The organism is Pseudoneobacillus rhizosphaerae (assembly GCF_917563885.1).
GTDB lineage: Bacteria > Bacillota > Bacilli > Bacillales > Cytobacillaceae > Pseudoneobacillus > Pseudoneobacillus rhizosphaerae.
The window spans coordinates 139204-155770 of record NZ_CAKJTG010000008.1 but is presented as its reverse complement, the minus strand read 5'-3'; the positions used below and the strand labels follow the sequence as shown (position 1 = coordinate 155770).

Below are 16567 nucleotides of genomic sequence, written 5' to 3'. Positions count from 1 at the left end.
TGCTTGGATTTTCAAGCTTGCTTAACCTCCTTTTTATCAATGAATTATTTTTTAGTATTATTATCGTCCATTTTAAGGACAGCCATAAACGCTTCTTGCGGAACCTCTACGGAACCAACTTGTTTCATACGTTTCTTACCTTCCTTTTGCTTTTCAAGAAGTTTACGTTTACGAGAAATGTCTCCTCCGTAACACTTAGCAAGAACGTTTTTCCCCATGGATTTAATGGTGGAACGCGCTACAATTTTCTGACCAATGGCAGCTTGAACTGGAACTTCGAATTGTTGCCTTGGAATTAATTCCTTAAGCTTCTCCACAATGATCTTCCCGCGTTCATAAGCAAAATCATTATGCACAATAAAGCTTAACGCATCGACTTTTTCAGCATTTAGTAGAATATCCATTTTTACAAGTTTCGATGGTTTATATCCAATTAACTCATAATCGAAAGAGGCATAGCCTTTTGTGCTTGATTTTAATTGATCGAAGAAATCATAGACAATTTCCGCCAATGGAATTTCATATACGATGCTCACACGATTTTGATCTAAGTATTGCATGTCGATAAAAATCCCACGTTTGCCTTGGCAAAGCTCCATAATGGCACCTACATAATCGTTTGGTGACATCATAGTTGCCTTTACATAAGGTTCTTCAACACGGTCAATTTTCTGAGGTTCAGGCATATTAGATGGATTATCTACATTTATCTCCAAACCATCTGTCATGATTACGTGATAAATAACACTTGGCGCCGTTGTAATTAAATCGATTTTAAATTCTCGTTCGATACGCTCTTGAATGATTTCCATATGGAGTAAGCCTAAGAATCCACAACGAAACCCAAATCCTAGTGCTTGCGAAGTCTCTGGCTCAAATTGAAGCGATGAGTCATTCAATTGAAGCTTTTCAAGTGCATCGCGCAAGTCGTTGAATTTAGCTGTATCAATTGGATAAAGACCACAATATACCATTGGATTTAATGTACGGTATCCGGGAAGTGCCTCTGTAGCACCATTTTTTGCATTGGTAATCGTATCCCCAACTCGAGTATCCCCAACATTTTTAATCGCAGCTGTTAAGTAACCAACATCTCCAACAGTTAATTCTTTTCGCACAGTAGCTTTAGGGGTAAAAACCCCTACCTCAATTACTTCGAATTCTTTTCCAGTTGCCATCATTCTTATTTTGTCACCAGGTTTAACACTTCCATCAGTAACACGAATATAAGCAACTACTCCACGATAAGCATCGTATAAGGAATCAAAAATAAGTGCTTTTAAAGGTGCATCTGGATCTCCAGTTGGAGCAGGCACTTGTTTAACTACTTGCTCTAAAATTTCTTCTATCCCGATACCTGCTTTAGCTGAAGCTAAAACTGCCTCAGAAGCATCTAGACCTATTACTTCTTCAATTTCTTTACGAACCCTTTCTGGATCTGCACTTGGTAAATCAATTTTATTAATAACAGGGAGGATTTCAAGGTTATTATCTAACGCTAGATATACATTTGCTAGTGTTTGTGCTTCAATACCTTGTGCAGCATCTACTACTAATACTGCTCCTTCACAAGCTGCTAGACTTCGTGAAACTTCATAGGTAAAGTCGACATGTCCAGGTGTATCAATCAGGTGGAATGTATATTCCTCCCCATCTTGTGCTTTATATGTTAATTGAACGGCATTTAATTTTATCGTAATTCCACGCTCTCGTTCTAAGTCCATGGAATCTAGTAACTGTTCTTTCATTTCACGCGATGTTAATGCATTGGTTTTTTCTAAAATACGGTCAGCTAACGTTGATTTCCCATGATCGATATGTGCAATAATGGAAAAGTTACGTACTTTTGATTGTCTCTTAAGTTTTTCTTCTCTATTCATAAAAAAATGTTCACTCCTACTTTATCGGGCAATTTACACTAGATTTGATTATATCAGTAGGATTAGCAAGATTCAACAAAAAGCGGAAGGGGATAATTAACCCCATAAGCCAAAAAACTGGTCCCATTTCGGAACCAGTTTTTATTAATTTGGTATCATTTCTATAATTTGATTAATTCCTGAGCTTATTCCATTTGAGATACCCTTACCTAAATCTGAAAAAAGATTATACGCTTTTATTTCTTCAAGCTTCTGTTTCTTCTTTTCAAGATCATGGCTTGTTACATCCACTCCTAATACCGAAGCTTGAAAATCACCGTCCCCCGTTTCTTTAAGGGTAAGTGCGCTTTTGAATTTTGGATCCTCATAGCCCTTCATCTTTTGAATTCCGATATTTGCTTGTTGCATCCCGAACAATACCGAAAGAAACATAAGAGAAGCTAAAATGACACCTTTCAATAAGAACATTTTCATTTCTATCACCCTTCTTCGGTTTAAAAATATTAAGAGGCCTCTGTTTTCTGTTCAATTGGGTTATCTACTTTTTCGGCTTTCCAATAATATTCACTAAATACGTCAGCAAGTGCTTCAGCAGAATTAAATAATTCTTCAAATGTATTATCGACTCCACCAAATTCTATTAGGATGGCTCTTCCTGATAAGTCTTGGTTAAATTTCCCATTGGTGCCTGCACCTTGTTTTTCAATAACCGCACGACTAATTCCTGGGTACTTTTTGTTTAGTCGTTCGTGCAAAACTTTTGCTAATTGAAGGTTTTGTTCGTAATTACTATGTTCTGCACCAATGACAAAAGCAAGTTTTGCATATGATTTTCCCTTTATCTTGCCTGTTGTATCTTCTTTACGTTTGCTATCACGATGAATATCTATAAAATATTGTAGCTCCTTTTGTTGGGCCATTGCTGTTTGAACGATAGGTCTTGATTCTTGATAGGCTTGTGCAAAACCAAGCCCTTTTTTGTTCAAATTCCCCATAACATCTGTCCTATTTACCTCGGTACCGATACCATTAGATTCAAGAGCAATCTTCAATCTGTCACCGATATTTGTAACATTTACTTTTGAATGATAAGCACGGTTAGGATCTGTTTCTCCCCTTAAATATGGTAAATATGACTCACGGTTGTGTGTAAAGTAGAGATACACTACTTTTCGATCTCCAGTTGTTAAGGAAGGTGGAGGATTAGTTTCACTATTTTCAGTGTCTACATCATCAAGGTTCTGTAATGAAGCCTCACTTTCAGCCTTCATAACTTCTAAAGGCGGAGCAGATTCGACAGGCATATTAGTATAGTTAACTCCTGCATCCGCTACAATAATTTTACTATCAAACTGTGAAAACCCTGGTAGTTCTCGTCCCAACAAACTTCTCGGATCATTTAAATTAATATTTGTTGATAACTTAAATAAAAGATTTGTTAGCTTCGGGCTTTCACTTTCATTAGGTAAAGCATTTAGAAAGTAATGGTTTTCCGAACCTAGCACTTTAAATAACAAATCCCCCGTAATATTATTTGCAGCATGATTAACAGAACTAGATGTCAACCGGTACTGGGGATTAAGAGAAGTCAATACTCCACTTAGAGAAAAGACAAAAAAAAGAAAGAGTATTGATAATAATATTAATTTCCCTATACTGCTCCCTTGAATGGAAACAATCATTCCATTGGTTTTACCTTTTCTCACAAGTTCCACCTCTTTTATCAAGTCTAGTAAATCATATGACTTTGATAGAGATGATAGAACATTTTTTTATTAAACTCTCGAGGAAACAATGTTGTAAGGGAATATAAATTTTTAACGTGTATAGAACCCCGAATTATCTTGATTTACATTTTGATGTAAAGCAGCATTTAAACCATTCGCTACTAAATTAGCCATATCCTCAATAAAAACATCTACCTCTTTAGGTGTAACCATTAGATTATGACCAAGTGGAGAAAGTACTTCATAAATAAGCTTCCGCTTTTCATCCTCGGGAAGCGTACCAACTATTCCTAAAAAAGTTTTTCGATGGTGTTCTTCAGGTAAATCCTCCTCGGTTAATTTCTTTCTTCCTCCGAAAGTCATTCCTGCAGGTGCTAACGAACGTGATGGTCTATTGCCTTCCCTTAACTCTTTACCAAAATGCTTTAAAATAAAATCAATCGTATCACTTGTTATCGTTGCTGCATCCACTACTGTTGGAACACCGATTGCGATCACCGGAACTCCTAACGTTTCTTTACTAATTTCTTTCCGTTTATTTCCTACACCAGATCCAGGATGTATCCCAGAATCTGAAATTTGAATAGTAGAGTTAACTCTTTCGATGGATCTTGAAGCTAACGCATCTATTGCAATAACAAAATCAGGTTTTGTTTTTTCTACTACTCCAAATATAATGTCACTCGTTTCAATACCAGTTAACCCCATTACTCCTGGTGACAATGCACTTACAGGACGGTAGCCTTCTTCAACGCTTTCAGGCTGGAGCTGATATAGATGTCTAGTAACTAACAAATTTTCACAAACTAGTGGTCCTAAAGAATCAGGTGTAACGTTCCAGTTACCTAATCCAACTACTAAACAAGATGCATTTTCATTAATTCCCAGTTCTTTAATAAATCTTGAAAATTCCGCAGCAAATACCTTTTCTACTTTGTGTTGAAGCTCTGTATCCTGTTGGCGAATACCAACTACTTCCATTGTTAAGTAGCGTCCTGTTTTTTTCCCTAAAGCTTTCTCACCTTCAGCAGTAATTTCTACCAAAGAAACCTTAATCCCATCTTCTTCTTTTTCTTTAATAATGACACCTTCGATTTGTGAAATATTATCCTGTTGGTGAACACTTCGATCGGCAATTACCATTTCATGTGCTTCCACAGCTAAGTCTGTTCTTATTGAATACATACTTAGATCTAGATTGTCAGTCATTTCATCATCCTCCTGTACGCGAATAAACAAACCTTTCCCTATTTTTACCGTTATTCATTAATATCATTCATTTATCTAGAATGATCACCTTTATTTTGTGAGATGGTATTGCAATATATCGGTGGTTTTGATAAAATATCATTTGTTCTCTATTATTATTAATGAATGTGAAAGTCGAGTTCATATAGTCTCGATTCTTATCAGGAGGTGAACGAAACATGCCGAATATTAAATCTGCTATTAAGCGCGTAAAAACAAATGAAGCTAAAAAAGCTCATAACATTACTGTTAAATCTGCTATGCGTACTGCTGTTAAGAAGGCTGAAGCTGCTATCGTTACTAACGAAGACACTGCTAAAGAACTTTTCAATACTGCTGCTAGTAAATTAGACAAAGCTGCTCAAAAAGGACTTGTCCACAAAAAAGCTGCAGCTCGTAAAAAATCTCGTCTAATGAAGAGAATGAACGCTGCTCAATAATTTTGCTAAAGAAAAAATGATCCCACTTAGGGATCATTTTTTTTGACTCAAGGAATGTAATTGAAAAAGGATCATTTCGATAATCATCGTTTTATTTAAGCCACCTGTTTTCATCTGATAATCCGCATCTGCAAATAAATGAACAAGCCTCTTTAACTCATCTTCTGAAAACAATTGAGCTTGTCCTGCTGCTAATTTAACACGAAAAGGATGGGCCCTTAGGCTAGTTGCCATTTGCTGTTGTCCGTACCCCTTTCTAGATAATTCTTTAACTTGATAAATCAAACGAAATTGACTAGATAATAAGGCAAGAATTTTTATTGGTTCTTCATTCTGCTTTAAAAGATCATAATAGATACGAAGAGCCTCCTCAACTTTTCGATGAACGACTTTTTCGACTAGCTCAAAAATGTTCTGTTCTAGTGTTTTTGAAACAAGCTGTTCAACAGTATGTAAGTCAATTCTTTTCCCACTTCCAACATATAAGGACATTTTATCAATTTCATTAGTTAAGACAAATAAATTTGAACCAGCAACGCTTACCATCTTTTCAATTGCTTTATCATCTATATTTACCCCATTCGATATAGCTCGGTCCTTAATCCAAATTTTTAAGTCTTGGTCACCCAATTTTTTAGCTTCTTCTACTACTGCTTTTCGCTTTAATTCCTTTGTAATCTTTTTGCGCACGTCCAATTTTTCATACGGTGCTGCAATAACGATAATGGAATAAGGAGCAGGATTATTTAAATAATCCTCCAATTTTGTAATATTATGGTCAACCTTTCCTTTTGTCTTTTCACTCGTTAAAAATACTGGATTTTGCATAACAATTAAACGCTTCTCACCCATAAACGGAAATGTTTCTGCATCTTCAACGGCAACTTCAAGAGGTGTCTCCTCTAAATCGTATGTAGAAAAATTAAAATCCTTTTCCTCCTCATTCAATAAATGAGTGAGTAATAATTGAATAGTTTCATGGATAAGAAAGGTTTCTGTTCCATATAATAAATAAACTCCAGCAAATTGATTTTTTTTAATTTGTTTCCAAACGTCTGTAATCATTTTTTTCGCTCCTCAGATTTATCCCTTATGTATAATGTAATGAAGAGAAGAGCTTTTGACAAGGATCCAAAACTTTAATAAAAATTAAGGGGAATTAACATGTTAAAAATGTTAATTCCCAATCTATAATAAACGCCGACCAATAAGACCTAGGAACTTACGTGTCGACGGTATGTCTAGAAAGTAAAATTAGTTTTTGAGAAAAGTATTTGTGACAACTTTTGTCAATTATAGAAATGGTTTTAAGGAAGAAATAAGCTAGATTTTTTTTTCTGTTTAGCTTATACTAATAAAAGAAATAGGAGGGGTAGACCGTGAATGAATTTGAAAAGAATGTTCAATACAAACGAAACGATGCTATCGATTCTGGAATAGGGTTTATTGTATCTTTTGGTTTTTTTGCTACCATGTTTATCATCGCAACAGTCATTAAAGTTGTAGGATCCTAATTGGTTCTTTCTACATAAGTATCTTTGCAAAGACTGCATATACCAATGCAGTCTTTTTTCTTTTTCGTTCTTTTGATAATACTTTATATTATGGAATTACTTTAAAAAAGGTTCCTCCCTTGCTACTAAATTTATAGGAAATCCCCCCATTTAGGTCAGTTCTCAATATAATACTTTTGCTTGATTCTAATATCCTTAATACCTCCGGATGAGGATGTCCGAAACCATTTTTTTCGCCAACTGATATAATGGAATATTCTGGATTGTAATGACGGATGAAATTCTCAGAGGTAGAATTTTTACTCCCATGATGACCAACCTTTAAAACATTAATTGTCAAATTAGGGTAATTCTTTATGAGTAATTCCTCTCCTTCTTTACCTAAATCTCCAGTAAATAACCAACTAACACCAGCTATATGTGCTGATAGTACAATAGAGCCATCGTTTTTATCTCCCATATAATTTTTTGATGGTGCTAAAATAATAAACTTAGATTCGTGAGCTTTCCAAGATACACCCTCATATACGTATGATATTTCTATATTTTGTTTCCGGGCGATTTTTTCTATTTTACTCTCCACTGCAGATTTTCCACTTGTAACATAGGGCATCAATATTTTTTTAACTTTTATTTCCTTCAATAATGACAAACTTCCACCAATATGGTCCATATCGCCATGTGTAAGGATTAAAAGATCAAGCGTTGCTATCCCTTTACCCTTTAAATAAGGAATAAGTACATCTTGGCCAACCTCAAATTTTTGTTTTTTTTCTTTCCATTCCTCAGATGAAAAAGTAATCGTTCCCCCCGTATCGATTAAATAATTTCCGCGATTGTAAGGTAGTTTAATAAGAATACTATCCCCTTGCCCCACATCAATAAATGCTACCTCACCCTTTGAAGATATATTTGGAAGAAAAAGCTGAGAACATACTATTACCCATGGAAGTACAATAAGCAATAAATATTTTCGTTTTTCCCACCGATAAAAGGCTAATAAAATACATCCAAAATATATAATGAGAAAAAGAGCAGAAGGTCTACCTGGAATTAACCTTGACCTAGGCATAGAAGAAACCCAAATTGCGATACGATTACTAAAATCTATAATGTATGATAGGACAATTGACAGCATTTGAAAAACATCTATTGAAACAAATTGAATCAAAAAAAGGATGATGAGGCCAGGTAAAAACAGAAAGGAATATAGAGGAATAAAAAAAATATTAGCGATTATGGAGAGAAGTGGGATTTCAAAAAAATAATACAATAAAAAAGGGAGTGCCGAAGCTTGCGAAATATAAGACGTAATTGTCATTTTACCAACATATGACGAATATCGTGAAACAATTCGCAGTGATAATAATAGCGATAAAGTAACAATATACGTTAATTGAAAGCCAATATCAAAAATAACTATCGGATTCCAAATCGTTAACAATAAAAATGATAGGCACAAACCGTCTATCGAACGAAATTTAAACGAAAATTTCAGTTGATTTGCAGATAAAATCATCATAGTCATCAAAACTGACCGATTCACAGATGGTGTCGCACCAGACAAGACTGCATATAAAGGTAATATCATGATTAAAGCCCATGATAATTTTTCCCTTACTATTCCCATTCGAATTCCTAAATAAAAAATCATCCCTACTAATAATGCTACATGTAACCCAGAAATGGATATTAAATGAATAACACCTAATTTTTGATAAGCTGAAACTTGTTCCTCCGAAAGTAAATCTCTCGTTCCAAAAATCAAAGCTGCTGCTAAAGGGGCTGTATCTTTCGTGAAATGTTTTTCAATCAAAGTAATTCCTTGAAATCTCCAATTTTTGATTTTATCGATAAAAGTCAATTGAGCTTGCCGACAGTTTCCTATTTGCCATTCAGATACTTGAAGCTCCCAGAAGATATGTTTCTGTTTTAAAAATTCACGATAATTAAAAGCATTTTCGTTTCTTGCCGTGTCGGGTACAACTAATTTTCCTTGAATTGGACAAGTATACTTTAATAATGAATTTTGTTGTAAAAGTTTTTTTTCCACATCGGAGGGGATTTTGTAGGTTAACAGAAGTTTTTCTTTCGTCTTTGTGTCTTTAACAACCGCTCTTAGACGATCTCCATTTATTTTTACTTCATCAGAAAATTGAACAATTAATTCGCTCGTTTGCGGAAGGAGATTGGTTTTGTTATTCATAACCGTGTAATCTCCAATTAAAAAATAACTGAAATAAATGATACTATTTAATATCAACCATTTACTTGGAGTTTTTTTAAAAATTCCTAATATAAAGAGATAAAGAAGGAATAAGCTTATAACCCAAATTCCTTCAACGGCACTAATAATCCCAAATAATCCAGAAATACAAAAGAAGATAAATGGACCTTTCATTGTTATACCTGAAGGAAAGGTAGAGTATTTTCATCAAAAAGTACTTGTTCGGTTTTTACACCTGCTTGTTGAAAAAGTTCAATAGCATACGGATGATTTTTGTAATCCTTCGCATAGAAAACTGTTTTTATTCCCGCCTGAATTATTGCTTTACAGCATTGTAAGCATGGAAAATGAGTTACATAGATATCGGAACTATCGGTAGGCACGCCAAACTTAGCACATTGAAGTAAGGCATTCATCTCTGCGTGGATCGTCCTTACACAATGGTTATCAATTACATAGCAGCCTTCATCTATACAATGCACACCACCAGCTATCGAACCATTGTAACCACCTGCAATAATCCTCTTATCCCTTACAATAGTTGCCCCAACGGTTAATCTCGTACATGTACTCCTTAAAGCTAATAAATGGCTTTGTGCCATAAAATATTGATTCCAAGATATTCTCTCCATGGTTGTCCCTCATTTCTATATTCTGAGCTAATTTTATAATTTATGCGTAGCGCTGGGAAGAGCTGTTTTTACTATTAATGGCCACCTATATAGTAAGATTACAAAGTTTATTTCTATTTAATTGAGATATGTGGCTCTAACTTCTCAAATGTTTTCTCACCGATTCCACTAATTTTTTTTATCTCGTCAACTGTTCGAAAGCCTCCATTCGTATCACGGTATTCGATAATAGCTAAGGCTTTTGATGGACCAATACCAGGCAAGGTTTGCAGTTCACTATCAGAAGCTTTATTTATGTTAACTAAATTGTTCTGTGGTAGATTAGAGCCAATTTGAATGTTTTCACTATCCCCTAAATTAGGTACATAAATGACCATTTCATCCTCAACATGCTGAGAAAGGTTAACCTGATTTTGATCAGCTTTGTCCGTGAATCCTCCCGCTTTTTTAATAAGGTCTATAACTCGTTCGTCTTGCTCGGCAACATAAACATCTGGGATCCTCACAGCTCCTTTAACATCTACCATCATAATAATTGGCTCCTCAATAGTTACACTTGTCTTTTGCGAAGTTTCATTTATTAGAGGCGCAGAAGCCTCTTCAAAGGTAATATCATCCTGTACATCGGAACGAATAAAGAAGTAAATCATTATTATAATCAACAATACCAAAACAGCTAATAATTTTAACTTATGAATTTCTAGCAAGTCTTTCATTTGGTTACTCCCTTCTATTTGGTATAAAGTTTGATGTTCGTTCATATGGTTATAAAAGAAGTCTGCTTATGAAGGAGGGATAGGACAATGGAGGTAGGGATTATTGGTACAGGTAATATGGGGACTATATTGGCCGAGGCCATGCTTAATGCAAATGCCGTTTCCCCTTCTTCAATGACAGTCACTAACCGGACAAAAGCAAAAGCAACATTGCTTAAAAATACATTCTCTGAGTTAAAGATTGAGACGAATGCTATTGAAGTGGCTAAACAGTCTGAACTTATTTTTATCTGTGTAAAACCCCACGATGTTTATGATATTCTTAATCAGATAAAATCAGTGATGACGAAAAATCATTGTGTGGTTTCGATAACAAGTCCAATTAGTGTCATGAATCTTGAATCACAATTAGCTTGTTCGGTTGCTCGTATCATTCCTAGCATTACAAATCGGGCCTTTTCAGGTGTTTCACTCTTTTCATTTGGAAATCAATGCACGGAAGAATGGAAAAAGAAGCTTTGGAGTTTATTTGAGAAAATATCTGTTCCAGTTGAAATCGATGAGAATATTACAAGGGTGTCGTCTGATATTGTTAGTTGTGGTCCTGCCTTTTTTAGCTATTTGATTCAAAGGTTTATTACTGCTGCTATTCAAGAAACAAATATAAATCAAGAAACAGCTACAAAGCTAGCAAGTGAAATGATAATAGGTTTTGGAGAGCTATTAAAAAAGGGGTATTACACATTGCCAACCTTGCAAGAAAAGGTATGTGTGAAGGGTGGTATCACTGGTGAAGGAATTAAAGTTTTGGAAACAGAGCTTGGCGATGTGTTTGAGCATGTATTTCAAGCTACACATAGAAAATTCAAAGAGGACTTAGCACATATAGCCCAACAATATTCTAACTAATATTTTCGACAAAAAAACAGATATTCCTCCAAGAAAAAAAAAGCTGAAGAAATTTTCTCAGCTTTTTTTTCGTGCAATAAATAGTATTCTTTCTGTTTCTTCAGTTGGTGGGTGATTTTCTAAATCTCCTAAAATGTGCAGCGTTTCAAAACCAGCTTGCTCAAGCCAGATTTTATATTGCTGAATAGGAAACGTTCGCTGAAAATGAAATTCCTCAACTCGGTCATATTTTCTTTTAGATAAATCACTTACAAAAAAAGTAAGTTCATGGTCGACACTTAAAGGAAATTCGCCTTCAAAACAATTCCAAATGTAACAAATATCCTCGTCAATATGTGTGAAGGTTTGGTCTTTAAATATATTTTCCATTTTATATTCAGAATGAACATCGAATAAAAACAAACCATTCTCATTTAAATGGTTAGCCACACCCTCAAAGGTTTGGATAACTTCTTGTTCAGATGATAAATAATTTATCGAATCACAAAAAATGGTAATAAAGTCAAACTGGCTCATAACTTCTAATTCAGCCATATTTTGCTGATAAAATGGAATTTTAAAGCCTTCAGCTTCTGCCTTCGCCGTAGCCACAGCAAGCATATCCTCAGATAAGTCGACACCTGTTACTTGGAATCCTTGCATGGCAAACCGACAAGATAATTCCCCTGTACCACAAGCAACATCTAATAGCCTTTTTCCTTCTAGCTTATACTTTGTACTGTATTCTTCTAACACCTGCAGCCATTTATCGTATGGGATATCTTCCATCAGCCGGTCGTAAAGATAAGCAAACCTACCATAGGTCATCGGTTCAATTCACTACTCACGTCCTCTATTGGAGCATCTCCCCATAATCGTTCTAGGTTATAGTAACTACGCTCATCTTTGTGGAAAACATGGACAACGACATCACCAAGATCCACCAGCACCCATCTTGCTTCGTCGAAGCCCTCCATTCTTCTAATCACGTTTCCATTCTCTTCAACTTTTTCCTTTATTTCTCTAGCAATCGCTTGAACCTGTTTATCTGAATTACCATGGCAAATTAAGAAATAGTCTGTTATTACAGAAATTCCTTTCATGTTTAATACAATAATATCCTCAGCGATTTTGTCATCTGCTGCCTTATAGGCAATCTTTAATAACGAATGATTACTCATTTTTCAACCTCCAAATTTTTTACTAGGTCGTTGTAAGTTAGGAATGTGTCTGGATAGATGGGTTGTTTTTTCTTCATTAAAAAAACAACCGTATTTTGAATCGCCTTGATTAATGCTTCATTTAAGCTTTTTTGGGCTAACTCTCTAACTTCTTCAACACCTGGAAAATGACGACCTGGTTCTATATAATCTGCTACATAAATGATCTTTTCTAACAATGTCATATCAGGTCTCCCTGATGTATGGAACCGAATCGCATTCAGGATTTCGGAGTCGACAATCCCAACTTCCTTTTCTACTAAGTATGCCCCAACTGGCGCATGCCATAATTCTTCATTATGTAAAAGTAATTCCGAACCTAAATTTTGTTCAATGATGATTTGCTTCATTTCGCTTTTCGGCCGAAATTTTGCAAAATCATGAAACACAGCTGCTAGTTCAGCTTTTTTTACATCAGCTCCATATCGCATTGCGAGATCAATAGCCGTTTCCATTACGCCAATTGTATGAACAAATCGATGCTCTGTTAGCTCCGGTTTTACTCTTTCAAGGGCCTGATTACGGTCCATATAATTGTTTCTCCTTTATATATTCTCTCACTGCTTCCGGAAGCAAATAGCGAATAGTTTCCTTATTTTGAATACGTTCTCTAATCATTTTTGATGAAATTTCAATTAAAGGTGCTTCTACATAAATAATTGGATAATCGGTTACCTCATTATACCCCGGTCTTTTCACACCAACGAATTGTACTAATTGGATAAGTTCATCAATTCGATGCCACTTAGGTAAATATTCAATCATATCTGCACCAATAATAAAATAAAATTCATTCTCAGGAAATTGATCCTTAAGTACCTTAATTGTATCAATGGTGTATGAAGGACCACTTCTGCTAAATTCAATGGTCTCAGCTTTAAATTTAGGTTGATCTTGTATAGCACTAAGGATCATTTGTAACCGATTCTCATTAGTCGTCTTGCTTGTTTTCAATTTGTGAGGAGGCTGTTGGTTTGGCATAAACCATATTTCATCTAGGTTTAATCTGAATCTTACCTCATTTGCCATTAATAAATGACCAAAATGGGGAGGATCAAAGGTTCCACCAAAAATCCCAATTTTCATCATTTTCCCCCTCCTCCATGAACACATTTTTTAAGGCAATTGTAATTGCTTATTTTCAACTGACTCTTTATAAAGAACGATTGTATTACCAATAATTTGGACAAGCTCTGCTTTTGCTCCAACTACAAGTTCACTTGCAACAGTATCTTTATCTTCATCACAATTTTGAAGGACACTTACTTTAATAAGTTCACGAGCCTCTAGTACATCCGCAATTTGCTTCACCATATTTTCATTAACCCCACCTTTTCCTACCTGAAATATAGGATTTAAATGGTGAGCCTTTGATCTTAAAAATCTTTTTTGTTTTCCAGTTAACATACTTTTCCTCCTAATTGATCCAATACATTCTGTTTCATCCGTTTAACATCTGGCATGATCCCTGTCCAATATTGAAAGGCTATTGCTCCTTGATTTACAAACATATCAATTCCATTTTGGATCACAGCATCCTTTTCTTTTGCCGCTTTTAAAAGTTGTGTTTCCAACGGGTTGTAAATAATATCACTTACGATACTTCCTGACCTAAGTCTTTCTAATGAAATTGGGATTTGCTCTAAAAAAGGAGACATTCCAATATTGGTTGTTTGAATAATAATATCGTATTGTTGTAATTGATTTTCTGCGTCTTTGATTGATAATGCATTTGAATTCAGTTTATAAGGACAATCAAGGATGAGTTCTGTCGCTTTTTGTACTGTACGATTACAAATATCTAATGTTTGAATCCCGTTTTTTGCTAGCGTATAAAAAATGGCTCTTGCTGCCCCACCAGCACCGATTAATAATACATTTTGAGCCTGTATTTCCGGGACTAGCGACGTTAAACCAGCAATAAACCCCAATCCGTCAGTATTAAATCCAACAAACCTTCCATTTTGATTTACAACAGTATTAACAGCTCCAATTTGCTCTGCTAATGGATCTACCTCATCTAAAAATGGAATGATTTCTGTCTTATGAGGAATAGTTACATTAAAACCAGATACACCAATTGCCTTTAATCCCACTATCGCTTCTTTTAAATTCTCTTTTTTCACAAATAGAGGCTGATAATGGGCATCAAGGTTATAGTACTGAAACAAATCATTATGCATTAGCGGTGACATTGAATGTGCAATTGGATCACCAATTACAGCATAGAGCTTTTTCATCCTATTTCTCCCCAAGTCATCTATATGATTGATTTTCGAAGTATAACCTGCACACCTCTTGGTACATGTGCTGCTACTTTAACCCCTGCTTCGTTGACCGTTACCCAACCTAATCCTGAAAAAACGATATCTGTTTTATCTTCTTTTATCATAAATTCATGACGAACTAAATCAGGAAAAGTTTCTAGCTGATTTGGTCTAGGTGGAGTGAGCATTTCTCCAACATGTTTTTTATACAGCTCATCAGCATTTTCTAGCTTCGTCCGATGAATCATTAATTCATTAGAGATGAATGTTACAAAGGATTTTCTTCCTCCAGAGATATAATCAAATCTCGCTAATCCTCCGAAAAAAAGAGTTTGTCCTTCATTTAATTGATAAACTTTAGGTTTAATTTCTTTTTTCGGTGTAATTACCTTTAAGTCTTGTTTGTCAACAAAATGGGCCATTTGATGGTGATTAATAATCCCAGGTGTATCAATTAATGACTTTTCATCATCTAAAGGTATTTTGATAATATCCAATGTAGTTCCAGGAAAATGGGAGGTTGTAATGACATCACCATCACCTGTTACTTCTTTAATAATTCGATTGATAAATGTGGATTTACCAACATTCGTACACCCTACAACATACACATCTTGATTTCCACGAAGTTCATCAATAGCTGCTGCTGTTTCCTTAATAAAATTACCTTTTGCTGCACTAACAAGAAATACATCTTCTGGTTTTAATCCGAGCTGCTTCGCTTCGTGCTTCATCCAATTAATCACTTTATTTGGTTTGATTGACTTAGGTAATAAATCTACTTTATTTCCGACAAGGACCACCTTGTTGTTCCCAACAAACCGGTGAAGACCAGGAAGCCAACTGCCATTAAAATCAAAAATATCGACGATTTTAACGATTAACCCCTTATTTTTTCCAATTCCATTCAATATCTTCAAAAAGTCATCATCAGTCAATTGAACATCCTGAATTTCATTATAATGCTTTAATCTAAAGCAGCGCTGGCAAATAATCTGTTCCTTTTCAAGAGCAGATGTTGGCGCATAGCCGATTTCCTCTGTATTCTCGGTTTGTATTTTCACACCACAACCAATACACATAAATTGCTCGTTACTCAAATTTTATTCCTCCCAATGGATCATACCCTTTTTACGGAACCAATTTAAGATTCTGCGTTCCACAAAACGGTTAAATTTTGTAATAACCCCATCTGTTTTTGCTACTGGTACAACAAGTATTGTATGAAAACCGCCTCTATTACCGCCAAGTACATCTGTAAGCAGCTGATCGCCGATGACAACCGTTTCCTGTTTTTGCAAACCCATTTGATTCAATGCCCGATAAAAAGCACGTGTCAATGGTTTTCTAGCTTCAAAGATAAAAGGGATGTTCAAGGGATCTGAAAAAGCCTTTACTCGATTTTCATTATTATTCGATACAATCGTAACATCAATATTATTTTTCTTCATATCTTCAAACCAACTCATTAATTTTGGAGTTGCCAAAGGACGATCCCATTCCACTAAAGTATTATCTAGATCGGTAATAATTCCTTTGATTCCATTAGCCTTTAAGTTTTCAGGCGTTATCTCAAAAATACTCTTTACATGCTGATTAGGTAAAAAATTTTTCAACACTTCCTATACACCTCATTACAATTCAAGCTCGTTAACTTATCCATTTTAACCAATATTTGCTCTTTATACAAAATAAACATCAGTTTATTTATATTCTTTACAAATTTTTTTTATTTTCATCATATTCTTGGCCGAAATTCACTAACTAGAAAATGAACACATTTTTATCTAAATTGTAGAATTTTATAT

At 34.9% G+C, this 16567-nt stretch carries 19 protein-coding genes; 3 read left to right on the top strand and 16 right to left on the bottom strand.

Going from position 1 to position 16567, the window contains the following annotated elements; all coding sequences use genetic code 11:
* Positions 1–44: 44 nt before the first annotated feature.
* The 4 genes from lepA to gpr all read right to left on the bottom strand — a co-directional run bounded on the left by lepA (position 45) and on the right by gpr (position 4816).
* The gene (lepA, locus tag LRP83_RS08920) at positions 45–1880 is read right to left on the bottom strand and encodes a translation elongation factor 4 (protein ID WP_230496347.1); all 1836 of its coding nucleotides are present in this window, start codon (positions 1878–1880) and stop codon (positions 45–47) included.
* 144 nt (positions 1881–2024) lie between these two features.
* Complete coding sequence (locus LRP83_RS08915; RefSeq protein WP_230496346.1) at positions 2025–2354, bottom strand: YqxA family protein; 330 nt, start codon at positions 2352–2354, stop codon at positions 2025–2027.
* A 29-nt stretch (positions 2355–2383) separates the two neighbouring features.
* Positions 2384–3586 carry a stage II sporulation protein P gene (gene spoIIP / locus LRP83_RS08910; protein ID WP_290369522.1) on the bottom strand — a complete coding sequence of 401 codons (1203 nt, stop codon included), beginning with the start codon at positions 3584–3586 and terminating at the stop codon, positions 2384–2386.
* A gap of 111 nt (positions 3587–3697) precedes the next feature.
* A complete protein-coding gene (gpr, locus tag LRP83_RS08905) occupies positions 3698–4816 on the bottom strand; it encodes a GPR endopeptidase (RefSeq protein WP_230496345.1) in 1119 nt (372 codons plus the stop codon).
* 218 nt (positions 4817–5034) lie between these two features.
* Between gpr and rpsT the strand changes: the two genes are divergently transcribed.
* Positions 5035–5295 (top strand): 30S ribosomal protein S20, encoded by a 261-nt coding sequence (gene rpsT / locus LRP83_RS08900; protein WP_230496344.1) that lies wholly within the window; start codon positions 5035–5037, stop codon positions 5293–5295.
* A gap of 33 nt (positions 5296–5328) precedes the next feature.
* Here the strand turns inward: rpsT and holA are convergent, their stop codons facing one another.
* A complete protein-coding gene (gene holA / locus LRP83_RS08895; protein WP_230496343.1) occupies positions 5329–6360 on the bottom strand; it encodes a DNA polymerase III subunit delta in 1032 nt (343 codons plus the stop codon).
* Between the two features lie 314 nt (positions 6361–6674).
* On the opposite strand from holA, the gene LRP83_RS08890 reads away from it, so the two are divergent.
* On the top strand, positions 6675–6809 hold the full coding sequence (locus tag LRP83_RS08890) for a YqzM family protein (protein ID WP_230496342.1): 135 nt from the start codon (positions 6675–6677) through the stop codon (positions 6807–6809).
* A gap of 88 nt (positions 6810–6897) precedes the next feature.
* Here LRP83_RS08890 and LRP83_RS08885 read toward each other — a convergent pair whose 3' ends face one another.
* From LRP83_RS08885 to LRP83_RS08875, 3 genes are all read right to left on the bottom strand, one after another.
* Positions 6898–9210 (bottom strand): DNA internalization-related competence protein ComEC/Rec2, encoded by a 2313-nt coding sequence (locus tag LRP83_RS08885; RefSeq protein WP_230496341.1) that lies wholly within the window; start codon positions 9208–9210, stop codon positions 6898–6900.
* Positions 9211–9212: 2 nt separating this feature from the next.
* Positions 9213–9668: a ComE operon protein 2 gene (locus LRP83_RS08880; RefSeq protein ID WP_230496340.1), complete on the bottom strand. Its 456-nt coding sequence runs from the start codon at positions 9666–9668 to the stop codon at positions 9213–9215.
* A gap of 113 nt (positions 9669–9781) precedes the next feature.
* Positions 9782–10429: a helix-hairpin-helix domain-containing protein gene (locus LRP83_RS08875; protein WP_230496339.1), complete on the bottom strand. Its 648-nt coding sequence runs from the start codon at positions 10427–10429 to the stop codon at positions 9782–9784.
* Between the two features lie 42 nt (positions 10430–10471).
* Here LRP83_RS08875 and comER point away from each other — a divergent pair, with 42 nt between their 5' ends.
* The gene (gene comER / locus LRP83_RS08870) at positions 10472–11293 is read left to right on the top strand and encodes a late competence protein ComER (RefSeq protein WP_230496338.1); all 822 of its coding nucleotides are present in this window, start codon (positions 10472–10474) and stop codon (positions 11291–11293) included.
* Between the two features lie 57 nt (positions 11294–11350).
* Here comER and LRP83_RS08865 read toward each other — a convergent pair whose 3' ends face one another.
* From LRP83_RS08865 to LRP83_RS08830, 8 genes are read right to left on the bottom strand one after another with little or no spacing between them, the layout of a single operon-like run.
* Entirely contained in the window at positions 11351–12061 is a 711-nt protein-coding gene (locus tag LRP83_RS08865; RefSeq protein ID WP_354002334.1) for a class I SAM-dependent DNA methyltransferase, read from the bottom strand.
* A gap of 35 nt (positions 12062–12096) precedes the next feature.
* Positions 12097–12453 carry a ribosome silencing factor gene (gene rsfS / locus LRP83_RS08860; RefSeq protein ID WP_230496336.1) on the bottom strand — a complete coding sequence of 119 codons (357 nt, stop codon included), beginning with the start codon at positions 12451–12453 and terminating at the stop codon, positions 12097–12099.
* A complete protein-coding gene (gene yqeK, locus LRP83_RS08855) occupies positions 12450–13022 on the bottom strand; it encodes a bis(5'-nucleosyl)-tetraphosphatase (symmetrical) YqeK (RefSeq protein ID WP_230496335.1) in 573 nt (190 codons plus the stop codon). The genes rsfS and yqeK overlap by 4 nt, the downstream gene beginning before the upstream one ends.
* Positions 13012–13581, bottom strand: coding sequence for a nicotinate-nucleotide adenylyltransferase (locus LRP83_RS08850; protein WP_230496334.1), 570 nt, complete (start codon positions 13579–13581; stop codon positions 13012–13014). Before LRP83_RS08850 ends, yqeK begins: the two co-directional genes overlap by 11 nt.
* Positions 13582–13608: 27 nt before the next feature.
* The gene (gene yhbY / locus LRP83_RS08845) at positions 13609–13899 is read right to left on the bottom strand and encodes a ribosome assembly RNA-binding protein YhbY (RefSeq protein WP_230496333.1); all 291 of its coding nucleotides are present in this window, start codon (positions 13897–13899) and stop codon (positions 13609–13611) included.
* Positions 13893–14732: a shikimate dehydrogenase gene (aroE, locus tag LRP83_RS08840; protein WP_230496332.1), complete on the bottom strand. Its 840-nt coding sequence runs from the start codon at positions 14730–14732 to the stop codon at positions 13893–13895. The genes yhbY and aroE overlap by 7 nt, the downstream gene beginning before the upstream one ends.
* Before the next feature lie 20 nt (positions 14733–14752).
* On the bottom strand, positions 14753–15841 hold the full coding sequence (gene yqeH / locus LRP83_RS08835; RefSeq protein WP_435531339.1) for a ribosome biogenesis GTPase YqeH: 1089 nt from the start codon (positions 15839–15841) through the stop codon (positions 14753–14755).
* A 21-nt stretch (positions 15842–15862) separates the two neighbouring features.
* Positions 15863–16378, bottom strand: a complete 516-nt coding sequence (locus LRP83_RS08830) for a YqeG family HAD IIIA-type phosphatase (RefSeq protein ID WP_230496330.1) — start codon at positions 16376–16378, stop codon at positions 15863–15865.
* Positions 16379–16567 lie beyond the last annotated feature (189 nt).